The sequence below is a fragment of the Mesorhizobium sp. Ca11 genome (genome assembly GCF_020165275.1).
Taxonomy (GTDB): domain Bacteria; phylum Pseudomonadota; class Alphaproteobacteria; order Rhizobiales; family Rhizobiaceae; genus Mesorhizobium.
The window spans coordinates 289,186-310,533 of sequence record NZ_JAIUHU010000001.1 but is presented as its reverse complement, the minus strand read 5'-3'; the positions used below and the strand labels follow the sequence as shown (position 1 = coordinate 310,533).

The 21,348-nt window shown below is 58.5% G+C and carries 16 protein-coding genes and 2 tRNA genes; 12 read left to right on the top strand and 6 right to left on the bottom strand.

Annotated features, from left to right (window positions below; translation table 11 throughout):
- Positions 1-260: 260 nt before the first annotated feature.
- Together LB538_RS01535 and LB538_RS01530 are read left to right on the top strand one after the other, a co-directional pair.
- Positions 261-605, top strand: coding sequence for a hypothetical protein (locus LB538_RS01535; RefSeq protein ID WP_224522630.1), 345 nt, complete (start codon positions 261-263; stop codon positions 603-605).
- Positions 606-1,677: 1,072 nt separating this feature from the next.
- The gene (locus tag LB538_RS01530; protein ID WP_224522629.1) at positions 1,678-2,955 is read left to right on the top strand and encodes a DNA methyltransferase; all 1,278 of its coding nucleotides are present in this window, start codon (positions 1,678-1,680) and stop codon (positions 2,953-2,955) included.
- Here LB538_RS01530 and LB538_RS01525 read toward each other — a convergent pair.
- From LB538_RS01525 to LB538_RS01515, 3 genes are all read right to left on the bottom strand, one after another.
- Positions 2,903-5,182, bottom strand: a complete 2,280-nt coding sequence (locus LB538_RS01525; RefSeq protein WP_224522628.1) for a hypothetical protein — start codon at positions 5,180-5,182, stop codon at positions 2,903-2,905. The genes LB538_RS01530 and LB538_RS01525 overlap by 53 nt on opposite strands.
- 36 nt (positions 5,183-5,218) lie before the next feature.
- Entirely contained in the window at positions 5,219-5,488 is a 270-nt protein-coding gene (locus LB538_RS01520) for a hypothetical protein (RefSeq protein ID WP_224522627.1), read from the bottom strand.
- A gap of 335 nt (positions 5,489-5,823) precedes the next feature.
- Positions 5,824-6,081: a helix-turn-helix domain-containing protein gene (locus LB538_RS01515; protein ID WP_224522626.1), complete on the bottom strand. Its 258-nt coding sequence runs from the start codon at positions 6,079-6,081 to the stop codon at positions 5,824-5,826.
- 116 nt (positions 6,082-6,197) lie between these two features.
- On the opposite strand from LB538_RS01515, the gene LB538_RS01510 reads away from it, so the two are divergent.
- Entirely contained in the window at positions 6,198-6,467 is a 270-nt protein-coding gene (locus LB538_RS01510) for a hypothetical protein (RefSeq protein WP_224522625.1), read from the top strand.
- Between the two features lie 166 nt (positions 6,468-6,633).
- Here LB538_RS01510 and LB538_RS01505 read toward each other — a convergent pair whose 3' ends face one another.
- Positions 6,634-9,159 carry an AAA family ATPase gene (locus LB538_RS01505; RefSeq protein ID WP_224522624.1) on the bottom strand — a complete coding sequence of 842 codons (2,526 nt, stop codon included), beginning with the start codon at positions 9,157-9,159 and terminating at the stop codon, positions 6,634-6,636.
- A 265-nt stretch (positions 9,160-9,424) separates the two neighbouring features.
- Here LB538_RS01505 and LB538_RS01500 point away from each other — a divergent pair, with 265 nt between their 5' ends.
- The 3 genes from LB538_RS01500 (at position 9,425) to LB538_RS01490 (ending at position 12,337) form a co-directional block, all read left to right on the top strand.
- Positions 9,425-10,060: a recombinase family protein gene (locus tag LB538_RS01500; protein WP_224522623.1), complete on the top strand. Its 636-nt coding sequence runs from the start codon at positions 9,425-9,427 to the stop codon at positions 10,058-10,060.
- 182 nt (positions 10,061-10,242) lie between these two features.
- Positions 10,243-10,569 carry a hypothetical protein gene (locus LB538_RS01495; protein ID WP_224522622.1) on the top strand — a complete coding sequence of 109 codons (327 nt, stop codon included), beginning with the start codon at positions 10,243-10,245 and terminating at the stop codon, positions 10,567-10,569.
- A 1,537-nt stretch (positions 10,570-12,106) separates the two neighbouring features.
- On the top strand, positions 12,107-12,337 hold the full coding sequence (locus LB538_RS01490; protein WP_224522621.1) for a hypothetical protein: 231 nt from the start codon (positions 12,107-12,109) through the stop codon (positions 12,335-12,337).
- Between the two features lie 155 nt (positions 12,338-12,492).
- Here the strand turns inward: LB538_RS01490 and LB538_RS01485 are convergent, their stop codons facing one another.
- Positions 12,493-13,830, bottom strand: a complete 1,338-nt coding sequence (locus LB538_RS01485; protein ID WP_224685789.1) for a DUF6538 domain-containing protein — start codon at positions 13,828-13,830, stop codon at positions 12,493-12,495.
- Positions 13,831-14,022: 192 nt separating this feature from the next.
- Positions 14,023-14,097: transfer RNA gene (locus tag LB538_RS01480), tRNA-Asn, on the bottom strand.
- A 207-nt stretch (positions 14,098-14,304) separates the two neighbouring features.
- On the opposite strand from LB538_RS01480, the gene LB538_RS01475 reads away from it, so the two are divergent.
- From LB538_RS01475 to LB538_RS01450, 6 genes are all read left to right on the top strand, one after another.
- Positions 14,305-14,565 (top strand): hypothetical protein, encoded by a 261-nt coding sequence (locus LB538_RS01475; RefSeq protein WP_095765002.1) that lies wholly within the window; start codon positions 14,305-14,307, stop codon positions 14,563-14,565.
- Positions 14,566-14,728: 163 nt separating this feature from the next.
- Positions 14,729-14,802, top strand: a tRNA-Cys gene (locus tag LB538_RS01470).
- Positions 14,803-14,894: 92 nt separating this feature from the next.
- Entirely contained in the window at positions 14,895-15,569 is a 675-nt protein-coding gene (locus LB538_RS01465; RefSeq protein ID WP_140840488.1) for a protein-L-isoaspartate O-methyltransferase family protein, read from the top strand.
- A gap of 186 nt (positions 15,570-15,755) precedes the next feature.
- Entirely contained in the window at positions 15,756-17,138 is a 1,383-nt protein-coding gene (locus LB538_RS01460) for a TolC family outer membrane protein (RefSeq protein ID WP_095765004.1), read from the top strand.
- 279 nt (positions 17,139-17,417) lie between these two features.
- A complete protein-coding gene (locus tag LB538_RS01455) occupies positions 17,418-18,248 on the top strand; it encodes a PopZ family protein (RefSeq protein WP_224522619.1) in 831 nt (276 codons plus the stop codon).
- 209 nt (positions 18,249-18,457) lie between these two features.
- Entirely contained in the window at positions 18,458-21,241 is a 2,784-nt protein-coding gene (locus LB538_RS01450; protein WP_224522618.1) for a valine--tRNA ligase, read from the top strand.
- Positions 21,242-21,348 lie beyond the last annotated feature (107 nt).

Genomic DNA, 21,348 nt, shown 5'->3' with positions numbered 1-21,348 from the left:
GTTGAGGCGGTCGATTCCGCATGGATGCGGCCGCCGTTTAAAGCCGCTGTGGCGGCTGTCGTAGCCAAAGGAGTGGCCACCGCGAGGTGGGCTTCGTATAGGCGACCTACGGGCTAGCTCCTGATGGGTTCTGCGATGATTGGCCGTCAGCGACAAGCGTTCGCGGTATACAAGCACGAGCGACGAGGGCTTGCTTTGCTCCGGCAGCGCAAAGGACGTCCTCAAGTCGGCGCAGGTCTTTCTGGGAGAGAGGACATGTCATGACCGACAAAAAGCTCCTGCGACTGGAGGTGAAGCTGAACGCTGCGAGCCGGTGCTGGAACAAGGCCACGGCTCGCACGGCGGCGGCAGAAGAAGAGGAAGATCGTGCCGAGGTGGAGCAGAATCGCGCCAGGACCCGTCGGGAGAAGGCAGAGGAGAAGGAAGAGAAGCGGGCCGAAGCATTCGTCCGTGCCCACGATCGTCTCATGAACACCCGGGCCAAGAGCTTCAAGGGCCTGCTCGTCAAGGTGAGGGCGAGAGAGGTCGACTATTGCGACGATCCAGCCCTTGACGTCGAGTTCCTCAAGAGCCTGGTCGCCGACATAAAGGCCACGAGGAGCTGAAAAGGGGGAATTCTTCCTGATTTGGCCTGCAGGCTGATCAGCTCATCAAAAAGGTGGCCGATGGCGATTTCTCTCCTTCGGCGATTCCGGTTTAGGGTCGACGCCTAGCGAAATCGAGTTGGCTAGGTATGCTATAGACCAGCCGTTTTTCGTTTGTTCCTGAAAACTCTAGATGTTTTGGAAATGTTGGCTCCCCGGGCCGGAGCCACGCCATAAATAAGATAAGGAAAAATCAATTAGTTAGCTTGTCGACGCGTTGCGTTTTGTATAGCAAATTGTATAGCTAACATGGCCGCTAAGCCTGCTGGATTTTGAACCCGGTTGCAAAACTTATGACCCTCTTCGAACCCGCTGGCCTGCCGGAATGGAAGTGGCCACGGATGCCTGACTACAACGGCTTCACTCACGAGGAGCGAGTTCGCGGCTGGCAACTCATACACCACTTCATCGACAATGGCTGGTTGGCAAAGCCCGAGCGATGCTCAATCTCGGGTTCCACGGAAAACCTCCAAATGCACTGTGAGGACTATTACGCCCCGTGGTTGCCGTATCCGATCTGCCAGTCAATTCACATGGCCTTGCATCGCCGGTTCCGGCAACCGGTTCTTTGGAACCGGATCGTAGAAAGGTACGCCGTAACCGGTGAGGAGTGGTTTTGCGCACTCTCCGTGAAGCCAATTGACTTGGCCGCAATGCTACGCGCTAAGCACGGGGCCGACATCGCGGACGTGTTCGAAAGAGCACAAGGTATCCACGCTGCAAAGTTCCCTCGGGCGACAATGTGCCAGGCTGGTTGACAGAGCCTTCATCTCCGCTAAGTCTACCAAGGAAAGGTATTTATTCCTAGAATGCTAAATCGGTGGAAAGCAGTTACTTTGTGGGATACGCACCCCCGCAAGGCGGTACGATTGCAGCCGAGTCTGAACAGGGCACCCGACCTCGGCGCTCAGGCGAATGGGAGCAAGCGCCGTTTTAAGTCCACCATCCATTAACCATATCAGCTTACCTTCTCGACAATTTCGGAGCGCTTTGCGGCGGCCGAGTTCGCTCCTTCTGACAGATGGTTAATCTCGTGACCAAGTTCCTCCAAATACGCGCAGAAGATGAGGTCCGGTTGATTGCTGGAGCTCGGGATATAGAGCCGGTTCGGGGGTTAACCCATACCTTCTACCGCTATCCCGCAAGGTTCTCGCAGTCGTTCGCGAGAGCGGCTATCGAAGCTTTCTCCGAACCTGGTGATCTCATCATGGATCCGCATGTCGGAGGCGGGACTAGCCTGGTCGAAGCTCTAGCTCTGGGTCGAGATGCGGTAGGCGTCGACATAAGTTCGTTGGCCGAATTTGTCGCAACAGTGAAGACAACCGTCTTCTCCGACGAAGAGCTTCTGCTGCTAGATTGCTGGGCGAAAGCTCTGCCCGACGCTATAGATATCCGCCGTCCATCGATCCATTTCGCCGACTATTATGATAGGGGTTATTACAAGCACCTCGACCATCCGCAGCGTTGGCGAGCTAGGAAGGCTGTGGAGCAGGCTTTAGCTAGCGCCATGGGCCTCCCACCGCAGCTTGAGGACTTTGGTCGCTGTGTAGTGCTTCGCACTGCGCAGATGGCCTTGGACGGCCGCAGAACAGTGATTTCGGTTCCCGCAATGCGCGAGTTGTTCGGCAAGAACGCGCGTGAAATGGTGACTGGAGCGCGGCGCTTCCGCGAGGCCGTCGCCATGCACGAGCAAAGGCCGAAAGCACAAATCCTATTTCGAAGCGCGGCCGGCATTGAAGATGATGCGCGGCTTGCGTCGGTTCGCGCACCACGTGTAGTCGTGACCTCACCGCCGTATCCTGGGGTCCACGTTCTGTACCATAGATGGCAGGTTGGCGGCGGCCGCGAAACGGCAGCCCCCTTTTGGATCGCGAAGAAACTCGATGGCGCAGGAGCCAGTTACTATACAATGGGCGATCGGAAGAAACCCGAAAAGTCCGGCTATTTCGCCAAGGTCCAGGCCACGATGTCGTCTGTCGCAGCGCTTTGCGACGGCGATACCGTGTTCGTACAAATGTTAGCGTTTCATGAGCCAGAATGGCAGTTGCAACGCTATTTGCAGGCGATGGAGGCCGCAGGCCTCAGCGAGGTCTTTTTGCCGTCACTAGCGAGAGAGCTCGACGGTCGACTTTGGCGGAACGTTCCCAATAGAAAATGGTATTCCGATCAGCAAGGTGATACCCCCGCCAGCAAAGAAGTTGTTCTTCTGCATCGGTTGAGCGATGCTGGGATTATTGCGTCACGGGCTCGGCGCGCTCTCATGCAACCTTCGGCAGCTTCTTTGGCAACGTCAGGCACAACGGCACAATAACGCGACCGGCTGCAGACGCTGACTTGTCGATCCGTGCGCGACAGGTAACCTCCTCTGTCTCCCACTCGGGCGTACTTTTGGCTGCTTCGATCATACCCATTGCAACGAGCGCCAGCCCGAACTTAAACACAAACCTAACGGCCGGCTCTTCCTCTGGCGCGCGGAGCTGTTTCGCTTCGGCCAGCACGCGCGACCCTGTGTTAATTGTAATCGTCAACCGAGTCGTCTTTGGATCTCTTTCGACCCGGATGGGCAGATCGTCGGGGTCGCCTTCTACTTCTATGATGGCGGGCCGGCTCGGCCCCATATCGACCTTTTGGTCCTTAGGCGGTTGCTTTTCAGTTTTCTCCCTTGGGGCTACGATAGTTGCCTCGATGGTCAGTTTGAATGGCCCGTGGCCGGCCGGATCGACAATCGTCGCCGTCGTAGTGAAGGTAGTTCCCTCTGCAATCGATTTGTCAGGCCTAAAGGTTAGCGTTAGCTTGCCATTGAAGAGATGGAGCGACGGCTGTAGCGGGCCAACGAAAACGCACTCACCAGCATTCTTTGGCCGAGTAAAATAGTTGTTCGTCACGTCGGTATGAAAGGCAACACGGGTCGCGTCGGAACGGGGCAAGTCAATCTTGACCGTCGTCGTGCCATCGGCGCGCTTGAAATAAGTCGGAAACTCGGCTCCGATGAACGGAAGCGGTTTGTCCTTCACGGTTGAGCCAGACGGGCCGTTTGCCGCCTTCGCGGCGACCTTGCCGGGATGGGCGCTTCCGAACAAGCTGGCCAGTGCCGGATCTTCTGCGAGAAGGTCTTCGAGAGCGCTGATCCCAATATCGTCGGTGACCGCGTTCGCAATTTTTTCCTCATAACGCTTGTTGTTGAGTTCTATGAGCCCTTCGTGGCCTCTCAATTCGCCTTGAAGGGCTTTGAAAAGGTCGTTCAAGAGGAGGTCTTCCCGAAACGACTCTCGGTTGCTCATGAATAGATTGTTGCGCGAGCTTTGGGAGAGGTTCGTGCAGTCCAAAGTCACAAGCATGCTGCCAGCAATGTGCTCTTTGGCCACCTTATTCGACCGAAAGAACTGCGCATCTCGCTTTGCGTGTGACTGGCCATTAATGAGCGCGCGAAGTCCAGTCTGCGGATGGTCGTCATTGTCGGCTGGGGTCGCCTTGAAAACCCGGATTTCAGCGGGGATTACCTCGCCCGTCGATAGCTTGATTTGTATGCTGGCACCGTCTTCGAAGCCTGGTTCGAGTTTTGACGCCCACTGCGCAAAGCGGTTCCACATCGTAACCGCCATCACGTTCGCTTTGTAGTCCTTGCGGCATTCAATAAGCCGGAGAGGGAGCATGGGGCGTAACAAATACTCATCTAGCTTCTTGTAGAGCTCGCCACAAATATTCGAGCGGGGTGCTTTGTAGTCGAACATTTTGATGAGGGTTCCGCTCGAAACCATGCGTTCGCGAGGCGCGCAGATTTCACCGGCTTTTGCTCCCTTTTTCGGAACCAAACCCAAGTCGGCAACACCTGCTGTCATCACGTTCCCGTCGGTGCCGACCATGTAGCGCCATTCGGGGCTCGATTTTGACGGGAAAAAGCAAAAGACAGTGAATGCCCATTCCGCATTTGGCCCAGCGATCTCCGGCGGTGGACGGGACACGATCAGCTGCATCTTCCGGCCATCGCCACAGAAGGGCAGAACCCCAGTGCCGCCCATGTTAAACCGGCCTTGTACGAACGGAACCGCGCCCTTGTAAGAGCCCTCTTGATTGCTGAAGATTAGTGAACAGAAAGTCTCGGGAAAGTTCTGCGCAAGTTGGCCTTCACCGGCATCATAGATCGACAGGCACGGCCGCGACCTACCGCCTGTCGCATAGAGCACCAGGTTATCTTCGGCGATGGATCGGATCTCATCCCGGCTCTTCTGCGATAGATCTCCGAAGTAGTCGGCTACAGCTATCTTCATAGACTGAGGCGCTTCGGCTGAACGGGGGTCAATCTTCTTGGTCTTACAATGCTTGAGCAAAATGGCGTCTAGGCTGTTTGTAAATTTCTCAACCAGTGCGGCGGCCGGGCTGCTCTGTTGGGCATGAACTATCGACTGATTGTTTGGAAATGCACCAAGCGGCCTCCAACGATTGCTGTCTTCTAAAACACCGTCTATTGAAAGAACTTTGATTAAATCTGCCTCGCTCTCGGCGGCGAGGATATCCAGTAGCAAATCTCTATTCTGCACGTCCAAATTCTCCCACGCCGCTAGTCATCGGATTGGTTAAAGTTCGAAGTCCACAACCTCCTTGCCTCCGGATGCCGTCATGCGGGCACGAAGGGCTTCAACCTCCTTGTTCAATGCGTTCGCGATCTTTTTCACGTCCGCTTCGCTGTAGTCATAGGCGTTCTTGTTTCCCAATTTAGCAATCGTGCGGATTGCCTTAATCGCGTTGCGAGTGCGATTTTCCGCAAGTTCGACGAACTTTTCGCGCTTTGACGAGTCGGAAAGCCCTTCCTTGCCGTGGATGGGTCGATCATTCTTTTTCAGCATGACAGCCTCCTAAATTGGATCATGAAATCCTCTCTAATTTAGCGGAAAAATTGAGTCAACAGGATTGCGCCAAAATACAAGATCGGGTGGTGGAAAACGCTATCAACGCTTGCCGGCATCGAGGTGGGACATGACTTATCGGAGGCTCAGAGCCTTTCATTCGTGACCGGGAACACTGAAGTTGACTGTTGCAGGTGAACCGGAGGCTACGGCCCGCTAAAGTCTTTAAATGCGGAAAGGGCATGCACGCATCCGCCGAGTGGCAGTCAACCGTCGTCACGGCCGAACTTTGAAACTGGTTGCAATGTCCTGGGTATCGAACTGCGTTGCCAGCTCTATTTTGCCTCGCCAGGCTCGGATTTGTCTTCCAGATCGCGCACCAGCGCGACAACATCCAAGTCGATTATTCCGGCGATGTCTAAGAGTTCGACGAGATCAACTCGGCGCTCGCCGCTTTCGATATTGGCGATGAAGGGCTGGTGCCTACCGAGAGCCTTGGCGACTTCGGCCTGCGATAGCCCTTTTGCCCGCCGCTGACTTGCCAGCGCCGCCGCAATCATTCTGTGGCGTTCGGAGTGAACCGACTTCGGCATTGAACGGTTGACCAGTGATCAACCCGCCGGTAATCCGATATCTAGATTATCCAAAAATTGGATATTGCTAGGCAGCATCACTGCCGGCACGGCAACGTAAATACAGGGGGAAAGAAATGAACCGATCACTCGTCAACACACTGTCCGCCATCAATGCCATCTTGGCCGTCGCCATCATTCTGATCTTCGCGCTCGGCGGCGGCGTGCTCTTAGGCAACAGCGGCGGATTGATCGGCCTTGCCCTTGGGTTCATCGTGGCGTCGGTTCTGTGCGGCGGCCTCGCTGCGCTCTGCCTGATCGAAAAGCATCTGCGGGTGCTCGCTGATGATTTAAAGAGGCGCCAGAAGGCCGCTCCCGCAACCCGGACAGAGCCGCCCGTCAGATAAGCTTCGGCGGCTTAGTCGAACGGCGGGGAGACGCTTTTCGCGGCTGGCGACGTGCCGGACATGGATTAAGCCGCTCCTCGTAAGGACACCGTGATACGCCGCAGTGGGAGAACTGCGACCCTAGTCCTTCCTATCATCCGTGACGGACCGCCCAGCAAGCTCTTCCTCACGACTTTGAAATTTCTTGCAGCGACTGAAGGACGTAGCTGAAGCCGGGCTCCGCAATGAGATGCTTAGGCGATTTCAAAAGCTTGGCAGCGGTTCGATTTGCTAGTCCAATAAGGCGGGCCTTCTCTGCGTGTCCGATGATGGATCTAAGGCGCCTCAAAGGTTCAATCAGAATGGTAGCGGCTTCCATATCGACGTCGTGGCCCGTGCTAGGTAGCGTTTCAACGAATTGAAACAAAGGCTCTAAGTCATTTCCCAGCATTCGGAATAGTTTGCCTGTGGCCTGCGTCAGCCACTCATTTTGCAGTCCCGCGTCTAGCTGATTGACGCTTCGGCTCAACCAAGCGCCATCAAAGTAGGCCGCTAGCGATCTTTTCATTAGCGTAATCGCCCGCTCCCGGTTTGTGTAGACGTGCGATCTTGACTGAACTTCCAGTACTTGACCCAGCTTGGAGAGGAACTCCGAGCGGTATCGAGGAGGCAGTCCCTCTGTAGCCAGCACGTCGTTGCAAAGTCTTTCAGCATTGTCGATTGTATGGGGCGCCATGAACTCAAGCCGATACCAAGACCGGAGCATAAAGATGTCGCGGTCATGAAGTGCGAAAGCCCGACGAAAACATTCGCGTGCGTCCTCTGCACTCGTGCCGCCCCGGGCGGAATAACCTTGACCCAACAGGCCAAGAAACCGTGGATTTCCCCAGATCGTATTGTTGCTTGAGATAGCTCTAGCTTCCTCCACAATACGCTCGAAGTTGCCTTCTCGGGCAAGCCTTTTGAGTTGAAAAAGTATCGCTGCGTCCCCAGTCGAAGTTCGTACTGCCTCCTGCTTGAAATGCTGAACTGCTTTTTCTAAGGCTGGATAATAGGGGAGGTTTTTCGAAACTTGCTGAAGATACGCTAGTGATGGGGTAGTGACGTCGTACAGCGTATCTCCTCCAGCGGCCTCTGATGTACGAAGAAAAATTCCCTTCGTCTCAGTAATCGCGTCTCGCACCTGAGATTGAGATAGAGAAGTGACGTTGGCGATAGTGTTAAATGTCACGGGAGAATTTATAAGAGAAAGCGCAGCCAGTACTTGCCGTGACTTTGATCGTGTTTCAAGGCGGTCATACTCTCGCTGGTAGAGGTACCGCCGTGCGACGTCGCCTTCTCGCGCACGATAGCTTGCAAATGCATCATTGTAAGTAGAGCATGTACGCCTAAGCCCGATAATAGTTTCGATCAGCAGTGGCAATCCAGCGCTTTGCTCAAACAATTCTATGGTCACTCCTTCAACCGGAGGGGAAACATCGAACTGAGTACAGCAAATGCCTACAAAGGTATGAAATTCTGTCGAGAAGTTGAGGCTTGGCACCTCGCGTGCAGAATTTAAGGCATAGGGTGGCGCGTACCGCAACGTATATATAATTTTCACTCGGCCACCCGCCTGCGCGGCCTTGATGAACAATGCTTCCTCACCGGTGTCTACGCTTCGCCGGGACAGCGCGTCGATGTCGTCTATGACAATCACGCCGGTAAAATTCTCAAAAAGCTCATCGAGACGGCGCTCGATTTCATCTTCGGAAAGGCCTGCGATTTCCGCTTCCGACACCATCCCGCTGTGGAAAAGTATCTGAGCGAACTGCTCTGTCGCCGTATTGAAATCTCTTTGCTCAAATCGGCGTGCAGTTCGATCCATTGGGCTAAAGGCAGTCTCCTTCGCGGATAGGAAGATCACGTAATCAACAGTGTTCTGGCCTCTGGTGCGGATCGGGAGTGCCGCGTCAGCAACCGAGTTGGCAAATTCGTATGCGAGTGTGCTCTTGCCACTACCGCCTGGCCCGTGAAGATAAATGCGTGGTTGGTTCCCAAATGTAAGCCACTCCCACAAGTCGTTCATTAGCGAAAAACGGCCGACAAATTCTTCCAATGTGGCAGGTGATGGAGGCAGCGATCTGTGAACGATTGTTGATGGCGTGTCCGTCGCCTGAAGGTATCTTGATCGGTCGCTATAAAGCAGCGAAAGATGCCTGGAAGTCGCCTCAAGGACTTCATGTCGGTCTCTCACCCAAAGAGTGTTCAAGGGATATTTATCGAGGCTCTTAGTGAGTCGGGCGGGTTTTTCGAACTTTCTCGGCGGAACGAGTACGACCTGAACGGCAAGGTCATTCTCATCGTGGTTAGTTGGATAGCGCCGGAAGCTGCATTCGATCTGGCGACCCGTGAAGTCCGAAAGGCAACGATTAAAGGCTTCGATGTTGAATATATCGGCTGTTTTAATCGGAGTAAAAGTTCTGTCCACCACCCCAAAAACTATGAACCCGCCATAGGTATTGTAAAACGCGATGGCTAACCTCAAGATACCGGCGCCATAAGAGCCCGAGAAGTTCGATGGAACCTCTTCCTTAAAATCGATGATCGTCGTTTCCTGCATGAGGAAGCGAGCGTTTAGAGGGTCGTAAAGGTCGCCGAAAAGGTCAATTAATGCGGATGGAAGTCTGTTTTCCCCGAGAGCTTTGCCCAACCCGGTATTCTCATAAAGCATGCCAGACCTGTGGTTTTAAAATGCGACAGACGACCATAAGAAAGGGTCAGATGATTTCCCAAACTGCACCTACCTTATGCTGCAGGCAAGCGCTTCGCCGGCCTCTTTAACAATTTTCAACGCTACCGACGCGAGGGGCGATAGGCTTGTTTCAACAGGGTATGCCCTTAGCGGACCGCTCTTTTTGGTGGTTCTATAATAACGTTTGACCACCCTAATCGTACCAGCCAATATGAGACCATTCTTATCGAACCGGGGTCTCATAATGTTCGTCCGCGCTTATCTCCGAGCATCAACCAAAGAGCAGGACGCAAACCGTGCCAAGGGCGACCTACTTGCGTTTGCCAAGGAACGCGGTCTGCAAATTGCGGCTACCTACTTGGAAAATGAAAGTGGCGCTTCGCTTGCGCGGCCCGAACTTTTTCGACTCCTCTCAGACTGCCAGCCGGGCGACATTCTGTTGATCGAGCAGGTGGATCGGCTCAGCAGGCTAAACAGCTTAGATTGGAGCAAGCTGAAGGACGAGCTTAGAGAGCGGCGAGTCAAAGTTGTCGCTCTCGATCTACCGACAAGTTGGGGCATGGCATCAGAGAGTGCCGACGAGTTCACGTCTAGGATGGCGGACGCGATCAACAGCATGATGCTGGACATGATCGCGGCGATTGCCCGGAAGGACTACGATGACAGACGCCGCAGGCAGAGCCAGGGCATCGCAAAGGCCAAGGAAGAGGGCAAATACCGAGGTCGTCCTGAAGACAAGACACGCAACAACGCGATCCTGAACATGCTTAAGGGCGGCCAAAGTTGGAACACGATAGTCTCGGCAACGGGATGTTCGCGGTCCACGCTGGCGAGGCTGGCAAAACGAGTGGCGGGTAATACTGGCATGCCCCAAGCTTAATTCAGGGGCCGCGATTTTTTTGCACCCGGTTGCAAATTGTCTTGGTGGCAAACTCGTGTGTCGTTCGCCGCGCGAAGCTGCCACTGCGTCGACGGAGGTTGTTGATCACTCCCCGGCCTTGCTTGTTGGTTGCAAGCGGACGGCGATAGATTTCGGTCCCCGCAATTGGAGATTTGATCGAAATGGATTTCAGTACGTTTGAAAGCGTGCTTGGCCTTGCGAGCACCGCGTTGGGCGCGACCGGTAAAGCGGTGTCCACCGTCGAGGCCGTGAAGAAGCTGCTGAAGTCCGAGAAAAAGCCCGGTAACGGCGAAGCCAACGGTGAAGCTCAGACCCTTTTGAATACGCTCGCAACCGAACTCACGGCCGCGAACATGATGAACGTGCAGCTTAGCGAAGCTATCAAAGGCCTTATCCGCGAATTGAAGCGGCAAGACGACTTCGAGAATGAGAAGGCTCGATATGAGCTTTTTCAGACCGGCGAACGCGACATGGTGTTCAAGCTGTAAGAGGATGTCGCCAATGGTCAACCCATCCACTTTGTCTGCCCAGTTTGCTTGAACCGCGACAAGCTCTTCAGCTTCATCGTGGGTGAGGGCGACTACAAGAGGTGCCAAACCGACAGCAACCACCTGTTCAGGTTCCGCGACACGCCAATCAGGCAACCGGGGCGTGCGCGGACGGATTGGAGCCCGCACGATTTCTGAGGGGACAGCATCATCCCGTCAAAGGTGAGGTGGCTGCCGGGTAATCGGTGCGTCTCCACCAGTCATTCGGCGAAGCGCCGCTAGGCATCTCTCGTTGGCGCGGCGCTGCTCTTCCTTCCAATTGGTGCGGCGTAACCATTCGGGGTCTGCTTCATGGGCCGAGATCGGGGCCTCCAAAGGGGGGTGCGCGCAACGGGGGGTTGGCGGTAGCCCGCCGAAGGCGTCTTCTTCCCCGGCGAACTTTGCAGGTGGGACGACTGGGCGAACACGTCTCCGGATAGGATGAGCGGTCTCTTTGGCCGGAGCCGGCCTCTCGTTGCCGGTAGGCGACGAGGGCTCTTTAGCTTCTAGCTGGATTTCTTCCCGCTCTCTTCCTTCTAGCTCTCTGGCGATCACGGGTGATTGGGGGAGGGCAGTCATCGGTGATAGGGGAGGCCAATCATCGGTGATGGGGGGGCAATCATGGGTGATTGGGGGTGGTGTCGTAGACTGCACCTGCCGCGCCCACGTAGAAACGGGCTTGACCTTCCTACCTTCTCTCGCGGCGACGGCGTTCTTGTTTCTCTGTGAGACGGTCGCGCGGGCGTTGGCCCTGTCCTGTAAGATTGGCAGCGCTTCTATCAGCGGCTCCCAGTTGAGGTTGAGCGTTATAATCAGCTTGTCTCCCTGTCCGTAATCGACAACGAGAAGGCCAATTTCTTTGAGCCGGCCGAGAGCACGCCGCACCGTGGACGAGCTACGGCCAGTTCTTCTGCACAGCCCCTTGTTGGAGAAGTTCCAAGCCTCGTGACCGCTACTGGTGGTCTGGTCAACTACCTCGTCAACCACGGAAAGCTCTGCATCCTTCAGGACCGGTTTCCAGCACCGCGAAAGCCGGCGTCGAATGCTCTCTTGATAGAGCGGATCGGTCGGCTTTTCGCGCCAAAGCTCTCGTAGCTTGGGGCTAAGCCAAAGCCTGTCCTTATCGTGGACGGCATCGTAGATGGACTGCGGGCGTGAGGGGGCGTTGTCGGTAGACATGGCTTTTGATCCTTTTGAGAGGCGGCGACACGGTGGAGGATCAGAACCACGGTGCCGCCGCCTAGAAACCGAAGCGCGCACCGCTCAATGCACGCCTTGGTCGAGCACCTCTACCTAGCACTGTCGGCCGATTTTCACCATTGTTTACAGTTTCGCCTTCGGGAAATAGTTTGCACCCCGTTGCAAAATCCAAAAGACCCGTTGACGAAGACAGTGTTGGATGACGGAAAGGCTGTTGGTCCAGATTTTGAACTGACATTGTATTTCGACCGAAGCCTCATACACTCCGGCCGTTATCAAAAACGGACGGGGATTTCCGATGACGACAACAGACATGATTTTACTGGCGGGCGCGCTCTGGGTCGGCGGTGGCCTGCTGTTCATTCAGGGTATCGTCACCAATTGCGACGCCGGCCCGGCAGTGTCGGCGAACTCCCGCGCCGTGGTGGAAGACCTTCGCCGGGGCAGGCCGGCCGCATTGGTGGCGGCGGCGCTGTTCTTAGCGGTATGGCCTGCGGTCTGGGTTGGTGCGCATCTAGTGCGCCGCTGAGTTTGCACCCAGTTCAAAAACGTTGCCTGGCCATGCTGCATTCTTCAACCATAGCCGACGACAACGGGTCCATGCTGGCCCGGCTCAAAGCCGCCCACGCGTTCGTTGCGGGGCTTGTGGTCGAAGATGCTGTCTATGCGCCCATCTTCACGCGGCTAGAAGCCGAGATTGCGGCCGAAGAGGCGAGGGGCGATCCTATCGCCCGCGCCCGCGCAATCGTCGCCGCTCAGAGGGCGAAGCTCTGAAGGATGTCGCTTGTGCGCCAGCGTCGCGCCTTCGCCGTAGCGTTCCCTGCCCAGCGAATGACCGAACAGGTCGCGCCGGATACGGTCATCGACCTTGGCGGCAATCATCCGGTCCTCAAATGAGTGCCGTAGGCTATAGAGCACATGTTCCGGTGTCTCTAAGAGGTCATGTTCCCGAAGGTACTTGTTCACGGTGTCGCTGATCTTGTCCTTAAAACGATAGGTCGGAAAGCCTTGCGGGCATTGCTTGAACGCTTCGAGCGACACGCCTACCAGCGGAATGACACGTTGGCTGACCTTGTTCTTTAGCTGCCGGCCTTCCGGCTCAATCGAGATGTGCGGTACGTCCACGTCAAGTCGGATGTGGTGCGGCATGAGCCCGGCCGCTTCGCCGGGTCGATAGCCGGTATTGATCATGCCAAGCAGGATGCACCGCGCTTCGGTGTTCAAGCTATCCAGAGCGCCGTGGGCAAGCAGCTTGCTCTTGATCCAGTCGACCGAGAAAGGCGGGCGGCTCCGCTCCTTGTCGGCTTTGAAGGTGAGACCGTCCAGCGGCAGGACCAGTCCTAGCCGCTTCATCTTGACCACGGTGCGAAGGATATTGCCGATGTGCTGGAAATCCTTGTTGGCGGTGTCGGGCTGGGCATCGCCGGCCGCGATCCGTTCCATCCATGTTTCGCGGAAGTCGAGCATATCGTCGCCCGTGATCTCGGAAAGTTCCTTGTCGCCGATCTCTTCAATCAAGTTGGCGATGGCACGTTTGCGGGGATGTTCCCAGCGGCGAAGCTGATCCTCGCTCTTGCCTATCGTGTCCTGCTTGGCAAAGCCCCAATACAGTTCAAGCGCCTTGCTGATTTTGATGCCGGGTTCGCGAGCGCCGCCCAGTACGGCGCGGGCCTCGATCTTGGCGGCGTCGCCATTGAGCTTTAGGGCCGACTCAACACGTTCAAGCAGTTTTTCCCGGGGGAGTTGGGCGACTCGATCAGCGGGCAGGTAGCTGTAGCCGCGCACGGCGGCCAATTCCTTCGCCGCTGCAAACCGTCTCTCGGCATCGTCGGTTGCGCCGGCAAGGCTGGCCTCCCAGCCCTCGACCATGTGAGCCCATGCGGTCGGCGCTTTCTGTTCCGCGACGGTTTTCGAGTCGGTGTGCAGGCTAATCCATACCTGCTTCCGAGGTTCGATTGGGGCGTAGCGCTTCGGCACGCGGCGAACGATATGATAGGTGCGGTTGCGCAGGGTCAGGTTCACGGGGTGCCCACCAATTCCAGCTAAGTACGCTGTCTTATTCAACATACCGATGGCGGGCATGATTGGCAAATTGTTTAGCGGAATGATTAGCAAATTTCGGCGTGATAAAGCGCCCTTCGGGCGTATGCGTCTGAATTGCGAAGGGATTTCAAGGCCTTGAAAGAATGTCGAGCATGCCAAAAGACTAGCAATTGGCTCCCCGGGCCGGATTCGAACCAGCGACCAACCGGTTAACAGCCGGTTGCTCTACCACTGAGCTACCGGGGAACGGAGGCTCTGACGTGAGTGGCGCAGCCTATAGCAAACACCTTTCGGCTTTGCAAAGAAGCATTTCGCAATTTTTCTCCAGTTTTTGATGCGGCTATTTGTGCCATCGTCCGGCGCGCCCACATATGAAGGGCTTCACACCGGCACGGAACAAAGCGGCCGGTTGTCGTCTTGACATGGCTTAGGCAGCAGATGGATCTGGCTTGAATGACCGCAGCGGATGATGACAACGCCCCAGCGCGGAAGATTTCGATCTTCGGCCGCGAGTTCACCATGCCGCGCTCGCGCGGCTGGCGAATCGCGATCGGCATGCTGCTTACGCTCGGCGGGCTTCTGGGCTTTCTGCCGATACTCGGGTTCTGGATGATTCCGCTCGGTCTCCTGGTTCTATCCTATGAATTCGCGATGATCCGACGCCACCGGCGGCGTTTCGTCGTCTGGTGGGAACGCCGGCGGCGGCCCGACTGAGAGCACGGGGCGGCCTCCGCCGCAGTGATTCCGGACCCATGAAACCGATTGGTAATCACCACTTTGGCGCTCGATGCGAAAGCGCCGGGAATGACGCGCGAGCGCTTGACGACCTTTGAGCGCCAACATAATGAGTTCGCTCGGAACGCCGGGAGCATTGCGAGGCCTCGTGGCGGAGTGGTTACGCAGAGGACTGCAAATCCTTGCACCCCGGTTCGATTCCGGGCGAGGCCTCCAGATGCTTGCGGGCTCCAGCGCAATCGCGCCGGAGCGGGGTTCCGGTTGAAGTTTTGGCCGCGCGCCTGGCGCGGGGAGCGGATTGTTGGGACATGAACGCTGATTTCTCCGAACGCCGCGTGAAGATGGTCGACGGCCAGATCCGCACCACGGACGTGACCAGCGCGCCGCTCATCGAAGCGATGCTGAGCGTTCCGCGCGAGGCCTTTGTCGGCGCCGGACAGCAGGATCTGGCCTATATCGATGAAGACATCCGCATTTCCGACGGCGCCGATGGCAGCGGCGCACGCTACCTGATGGAGCCGTCGCCGCTCGCCAAGCTTTTGCAGCTGGCCGAGATCGACGCGAGCGATTCGGTGCTCGATGTCGGTTGCGGCACCGGCTATTCCGCCGCGTTGCTGTCCAGGCTCGCGCGTTCCGTCGTCGCGCTGGAGAGCGATGCAGCGCTGGCGGAGGCCGCGAAATCAACACTTTCCCGCCTTGGCTGCCAAAACGTCACGGTCGTTACCGGGCCGCTGCCGCAAGGGCAGGCCGCCAAAGGGCCCTACAACGTCATCTTCATCGGCGGCAGCGTCGAGGAAGTGCCGCAGGCATTGCTCGACCAGCTCGCGGAAGATGGACGCCTGGTTGCGGTCGAAGGGCGTGGCAACTCTGGCGTGGCCCGGCTGTTTGTCAAGGCAGGGGGGGTTGTAACCGGAAGGCGTGCCTTTAATGCGGCAATTAAGCCACTACCGGGCTTCGAACGTGCTCACGCATTTGAATTCTGAGCGTTTTTGCCTTGCAGCGAAGGCGCTGTCATGATCGCTTGCGCCTGACAATCGTTGCTGATTTGGTTAACCGGGTGTTTTTGGGAGGCCGTCAGCGGGGGAACGATAAACAACGCGGCGCTGGCCGATCCGTAAGGGTAGGTTGGCGTGGCGTGGTTCCCATGCAAAACGAATGAGGGATATAACGTGCCGCCTCTACGCAAGAGTATTTTAGTAGCTATCCTTGTTTCGGCCACCGCGCTTTCGCCGCTGGCCGCCTCCGCCGAAACCATCACGGGCGCGCTCGCCAAAGCCTATCAGTACAATTCGCAGCTCAACGCGGCCCGCGCCGGCGTTCGCGTCACCGATGAGGGCGTGGCCATCGCCAAGTCGGGCTGGCGCCCGACAGTCACCGGTTCGGCTAACATCGACTACACCAACATACATGGCTTTGGCACCAGCCGGAGATTAACGACGGGCAGCTTCGGAGTGCAGATCAACCAGACGCTGTTCGACGGGTTTCAGACCAAGAACAATGTCGCCGCCGCCGAATCGCAGGTGAAGGCCTCGGTCGAGAGCCTGCGCAACACCGAAGAGAATATCCTGTTCAATGCGGCGAGCGCCTATATGGACGTGATTCGCGACCGCCAGGTCGCGGCGTTGACCGAGCAAAACCTGCAGTTCCTGACCGAGCAGGCGCGCGCCGCCCGCTCGCGCTTCGAGGTCGGCGAGGGCACCCGCACCGACGTGGCCCAGGCCGATGCCTCGCGCGCGACGGCCGTGGCGCAGCTGAGCGCCGCCCGCGCGACGGCGCTGGCGAGCGCCGCCACCTATCACCAGATCGTCGGCGACGAGCCGGGCAAGCTCAAGGCAGCCTCGCCGCTTGGCAAGCTGCTGCCGGGTAGCGTCGATTCCGCCTTGGCCATCGCTTCCGCCGAACATCCCGCCATTCTTGCCACACAGCATCTCGTCGATGCCGCGGCTTTTGCGGTGAAGTCGTCGGAAGGCGCGCTGCTGCCGCAGCTTACGGCTTCCGCCGGCGTTTCGGACAACTACACCCACACCGTTCCCAGTTCCATCACCAGTCCTAACGGTAGTTCGACATCGGCCAATATCGGCGCTTCGCTCACCATTCCGATCTATTCCGGTGGCCGGACCTCGGCGCTGGTGCGGCAGAGCAAGGAATCACTGGGCGAGGCGCGCATCCAGGTCGATGTCAGCCGCGACCAGGTGCGCCAGGCCGTGGTCTCGGCCTGGACGCAATATGTCGCCGCGCGCCAGAGCGTGGATGCCAACAGGCAGGTGATCGATGCCGCGCAACTGGCGCTCAACGGCGTCATCGAGGAGCGCAATGTCGGCCAGCGCACGACGCTGGACGTGTTGAACGCGCAGAACGCGGTCATCACTGCCAAGATCAACCAGGCCAGTTCCGAGCGCGACGTGGTGGTGGCGAGCTATGCCATCCTGTCGGCGATGGGCCGGCTGTCGGTCGACCGTCTTGGCCTGGCAGTCGCCAAATACCGGCCGGAAGAGCACTACAACGCCGTAAAGGACAAGTGGATCGGATTGCGCACGCCCGACGGGCGCTGATTGCCGACAGCATGCTTCCTGCGAGCGCCGCGTGTCCGATGGAGGCGCGGCGTTTGTCTTTCCGGGAGACTCATTCGGCTGCGCGCCGCCTAATCTGTTGAAATCCAACGTGTCCCCAGATTGGGGATTCTCCGATGACGATCGGTCGGTTACGCTGTCTCCATTGATTCGAATTCCGGCCCGGGCAGGACGGAATTCTTGGGCGGGTCAAGTTCTTGAACGGTCGGTTCTTGAACAGGTCAAGTTCTTGGACAGGTCACTAGGGCGGCGGATGTGACGATGGCGACGGCAAGCAGCGCGCAGCGCGAACCTTCCATGGAAGAGATACTGGCTTCCATCCGAAGGATCATCGAAGACAGCGACACCGGGCGCAAGCAACCGGCCGAGGCCGGCGAGCTGCGCCAGGATCTGAAGCCGGCTGCGGCTGGTGCGCCCGCTGTCGAGGTTGATGCCTTTCGTTCCGAATTGCATGCCGACACCCGCAAGCCGGTGACGCTGGCGGAGGTCCAGGCGCAGCTTGCCGCGACCGATCCCGCGTCGGCGCGTGCCGAGGCTCGCCACGAGCCGGTCAGGGCGACATCCACGCCGACGACCTTGTCGGAGCTCGGGGCCCGCAGCGCTGCTCAGCCGAGTGTGTCGCCGGCGGCCAGCAAGCCCGCCGCGGCAAACGCGCCGCAGACCGCGGAGACCATCGTCACCGATTGGCGGCGGGAAATCGCCGCGGCGGGCGGCAGCACGGTCACCGCGAAGCCGACCGCCCGGGCGCCGGAAGCCGCGCCGCGGGTCGAGATCGAGAAGGTCGAGGCCGAAAAGGAAGAGGTCCGGTCGGCGGCGGAAGCTTCCGCGCAAGCCGGCGGCTCCCGGGCCTCCGAACCAGAGGCGCAGCCGGCCCGGCCCGCGATCCTTTCCGAGCATACGGGCCGGCAGGTCGCAGCGGCCTTTGGCGAGCTTTCCGATGCTTTTGCCAGCCGCGGCAAGAAAAGCTTCGATGAGATGGCCGAGGAGATGTTGCGGCCGATGCTGCAGGATTGGCTCGACAACAACCTGCCGACGCTGGTCGAAAGGCTGGTGCGCGAGGAGATCGAGCGCGTGGCGCGCGGGGCGCAGTAACCGCAGCAACATGCAGGCTGACAAGCGCCGTCCTGGACGGCGCTTTTGTTTAAGGTGCCTGGATGAACGCGTCTGTCCTGGCTTTAGCCAGCATTGCCGCTGGCCGCGGCAGACCTATGTGTGGGAGCGATCGCTGCGCTCGCGGTTGACTCGGCCAAGACCTTCCGATTTACACCGGACGCTTGTTCCCGACAGTTCGGACCTCCTCCATGCTTGATAAGACCTACGACGCCAAAGCCGTCGAGCCGAAGATCGCCAAAATCTGGGAAGAGGCAGACGCCTTCCGGGCCGGCGCCGGCGCGGAGGAAGGGGCCGAAGCCTTCACCATCGTCATCCCGCCGCCGAACGTCACCGGCTCGCTGCATATGGGCCATGCGCTCAACAACACGCTGCAGGACATTCTGGTGCGCTTCGAGCGCATGCGCGGCAAGAACGTGCTCTGGCAGCCCGGCATGGATCACGCCGGCATCGCCACGCAGATGGTGGTCGAGCGTCAGCTCATGGAAAAGCAGATCCACCGCCGCGATCTGACGCGCGAAGAGTTCATCGAGAAGGTCTGGGAGTGGAAGGCCGAATCCGGCGGCGCGATCTTCAACCAGCTGAAGCGGCTCGGCGCTTCGGCCGACTGGAGCAGAGAACGCTTCACCATGGACGAAGGCCTGTCCAAGGCCGTGCTCGAAGTCTTCGTCACCCTCTACAAGGAAGGCCTTATCTACAAGGACAAGCGCCTTGTGAACTGGGATCCGAAGCTGCTCACCGCCATTTCCGACCTCGAGGTCGAGCAGCACGAGGTGAACGGCAACCTCTGGCACTTCCGCTATCCGATCGACGGCGAGGCGTTCGACCCCGAGAACCCGAAGACCTTCATCACGGTCGCCACGACGCGTCCCGAGACGATGCTCGGCGATACGGCCGTGGCGGTGCATCCCGATGACGAGCGCTTCACCGGTCTGGTCGGCCGCAACGTCGTGCTGCCGATCGTCGGCCGCAAGATACCGATCGTCGCCGACGAGTATTCCGATCCGGAAAAAGGCTCCGGCGCGGTCAAGATCACGCCGGCGCATGACTTCAACGACTTCGAGGTCGGCAAGCGCCACAAGCTGCCGGCGATCAACATCCTGACGGTCGAAGCGGCCATCAAGCTGAAGGACAATGAGGACTTCCTGGCCGGCCTAGAGGTCACGCCGGAGCGCCAGGCGGTATGGGACGAGCTGGATGGGCTCGACCGCTTCACTGCCCGCAAGAAGATCGTCGAGCTGATGGAGGCCGGCGGCTTCCTCGACAAGATCGAGCCGCACCGGCACACCGTGCCGCATGGCGACCGCGGCGGCGTGCCGATCGAGCCGTTCCTGACCGACCAGTGGTACGTGAACGCCGCCGAGCTCGCCAAGCCGGCGATCGCTTCGGTGCGCGAGGGCCGTACCAACTTCGTGCCGAAGAATTGGGAAAAGACCTATTTCGACTGGATGGAGAACATCCAGCCCTGGTGCATCTCGCGCCAGCTCTGGTGGGGTCACCAGATTCCGGCCTGGTACGGACCGGACGGGCACGTCTTCGTCGAGAAGACCGAGGAAGAGGCGCTCGCTGCGGCAATCGAATATTACCTGGCGCTGGAAGGGCCGTGGAAGGCCTGGGTCGAGGATAAGCTCGAGAACTTCCAGCCCGGCGAGATCCTGACCCGCGACGAGGACGTGCTCGACACCTGGTTCTCGTCGGCGCTGTGGCCGTTCTCGACGCTCGGCTGGCCCGACCAGACGCCGGAGCTCAAGACCTATTACCAGACCGACGTGCTGGTGACCGGCTTCGACATCATCTTCTTCTGGGTCGCCCGCATGATGATGATGGGCCTGCACTTCATGGACGAGGAGCCGTTCCACACCGTCTATGTGCACGCGCTGGTGCGCGACAAGAACGGGCAGAAGATGTCGAAGTCGAAAGGCAACGTCATCGATCCGCTCGACCTGATCGACGAATATGGCGCCGATGCGCTGCGCTTCACGCTGACGGTCATGGCGGCGCAAGGCCGCGACGTGAAGCTCGATCCGGCGCGCATCGCCGGCTACCGCAATTTCGGCACCAAGCTGTGGAACGCGACGCGCTTCGCCGAGATGAACGACGTCGCGCGCAACGACGAGTTCTGGCTGAACGACGCCAAGCTGCCGGTCAATCGCTGGATCCTGACCGAGCTGACGCGGGCGGCGCGCGCGGTCACCGAAGGCATCACCAGCTATCGTTTCAACGAAGCGGCGGGTGCTGCCTACCGTTTCGTCTGGAACCTGTTCTGCGACTGGTACCTGGAACTATTGAAGCCGGTTTTCATGGGCACGGACGAGGCTGCCAAGGCCGAGAGCCGGGCCTGCGTCGCCTTCGTGCTGGACGAAATCTACAAGCTCCTGCATCCGATGATGCCGTTCATGACCGAGGAGCTTTGGGCGCAGACCGCGGGCGAGGGCAAGGAGCGCTCGTCGCTGCTTTGCCACGCCGCATGGCCGTCGCCCGATTTCGAGGATGAGGAGGCCGCCGCCGACATCAACTGGCTGGTCGATCTCGTCTCGGGCGTCCGCTCGGTGCGCTCGGAGATGAATGTGCCGCCGGCGGCAATCGCGCCGCTCACGGTGATCGGCGCCAACACGCTGACGCAGGAGCGGCTGGAGCGCCACGCGCAGGCGATCAAGCGGCTGGCGCGTGTCGGCGATATCGCGCTTGCCGATGCGCCGCCGCAAGGTTCGGCGCAGATCGTGATCAACGAGGCGACGGTAAGCCTGCCGCTCGGCAGCCTGATCGATCTCCAGGCCGAGGCCGCGCGGCTGCGGAAGGAACTGGCCAAGGTCACCGAGGAGATCGCCCGCCTGCACAAGAAGCTGTCGAATGAAAAGTTCGTCGCCAACGCACCTGAAGAAGTGGTTGAGGCCGAGCGCGAGAAACTCGCCGAATATCGCGAGGCGCAGGAGAAGCTTTCGGTGGCTTTGACCAGGGTCCGCGACGCCGGCTGAACGGCAAGATTCGCCGCCGCTCCGAAGGCGCTTTCCGGTACGTTAGCTGCCTCGAAAATGCGGCTGCCGCTGCGTTAATTTTGACGTAAACGGAAAGTTTGCGCCCC

Excerpts from the sequence above, each read along its gene's own strand:
- LB538_RS01455 (WP_224522619.1), top strand. The coding sequence starts at position 17,418 with ATGGCGACGGCAAGCAGCGCGCAGCGCGAACCTTCCATGGAAGAGATA.
- LB538_RS01475 (WP_095765002.1), top strand. The coding sequence starts at position 14,305 with ATGACCGCAGCGGATGATGACAACGCCCCAGCGCGGAAGATTTCGATC.
- LB538_RS01520 (WP_224522627.1), bottom strand. The coding sequence starts at position 5,488 with ATGCTGAAAAAGAATGATCGACCCATCCACGGCAAGGAAGGGCTTTCC.
- LB538_RS01515 (WP_224522626.1), bottom strand. The coding sequence starts at position 6,081 with ATGCCGAAGTCGGTTCACTCCGAACGCCACAGAATGATTGCGGCGGCG.
- LB538_RS01450 (WP_224522618.1), top strand. The coding sequence starts at position 18,458 with ATGCTTGATAAGACCTACGACGCCAAAGCCGTCGAGCCGAAGATCGCC.
- LB538_RS01500 (WP_224522623.1), top strand. The coding sequence starts at position 9,425 with ATGTTCGTCCGCGCTTATCTCCGAGCATCAACCAAAGAGCAGGACGCA.
- LB538_RS01505 (WP_224522624.1), bottom strand. The coding sequence starts at position 9,159 with ATGCTTTATGAGAATACCGGGTTGGGCAAAGCTCTCGGGGAAAACAGA.
- LB538_RS01510 (WP_224522625.1), top strand. The coding sequence starts at position 6,198 with ATGAACCGATCACTCGTCAACACACTGTCCGCCATCAATGCCATCTTG.
- LB538_RS01465 (WP_140840488.1), top strand. The coding sequence starts at position 14,895 with ATGAACGCTGATTTCTCCGAACGCCGCGTGAAGATGGTCGACGGCCAG.
- LB538_RS01535 (WP_224522630.1), top strand. The coding sequence starts at position 261 with ATGACCGACAAAAAGCTCCTGCGACTGGAGGTGAAGCTGAACGCTGCG.
- LB538_RS01490 (WP_224522621.1), top strand. The coding sequence starts at position 12,107 with ATGACGACAACAGACATGATTTTACTGGCGGGCGCGCTCTGGGTCGGC.
- LB538_RS01495 (WP_224522622.1), top strand. The coding sequence starts at position 10,243 with ATGGATTTCAGTACGTTTGAAAGCGTGCTTGGCCTTGCGAGCACCGCG.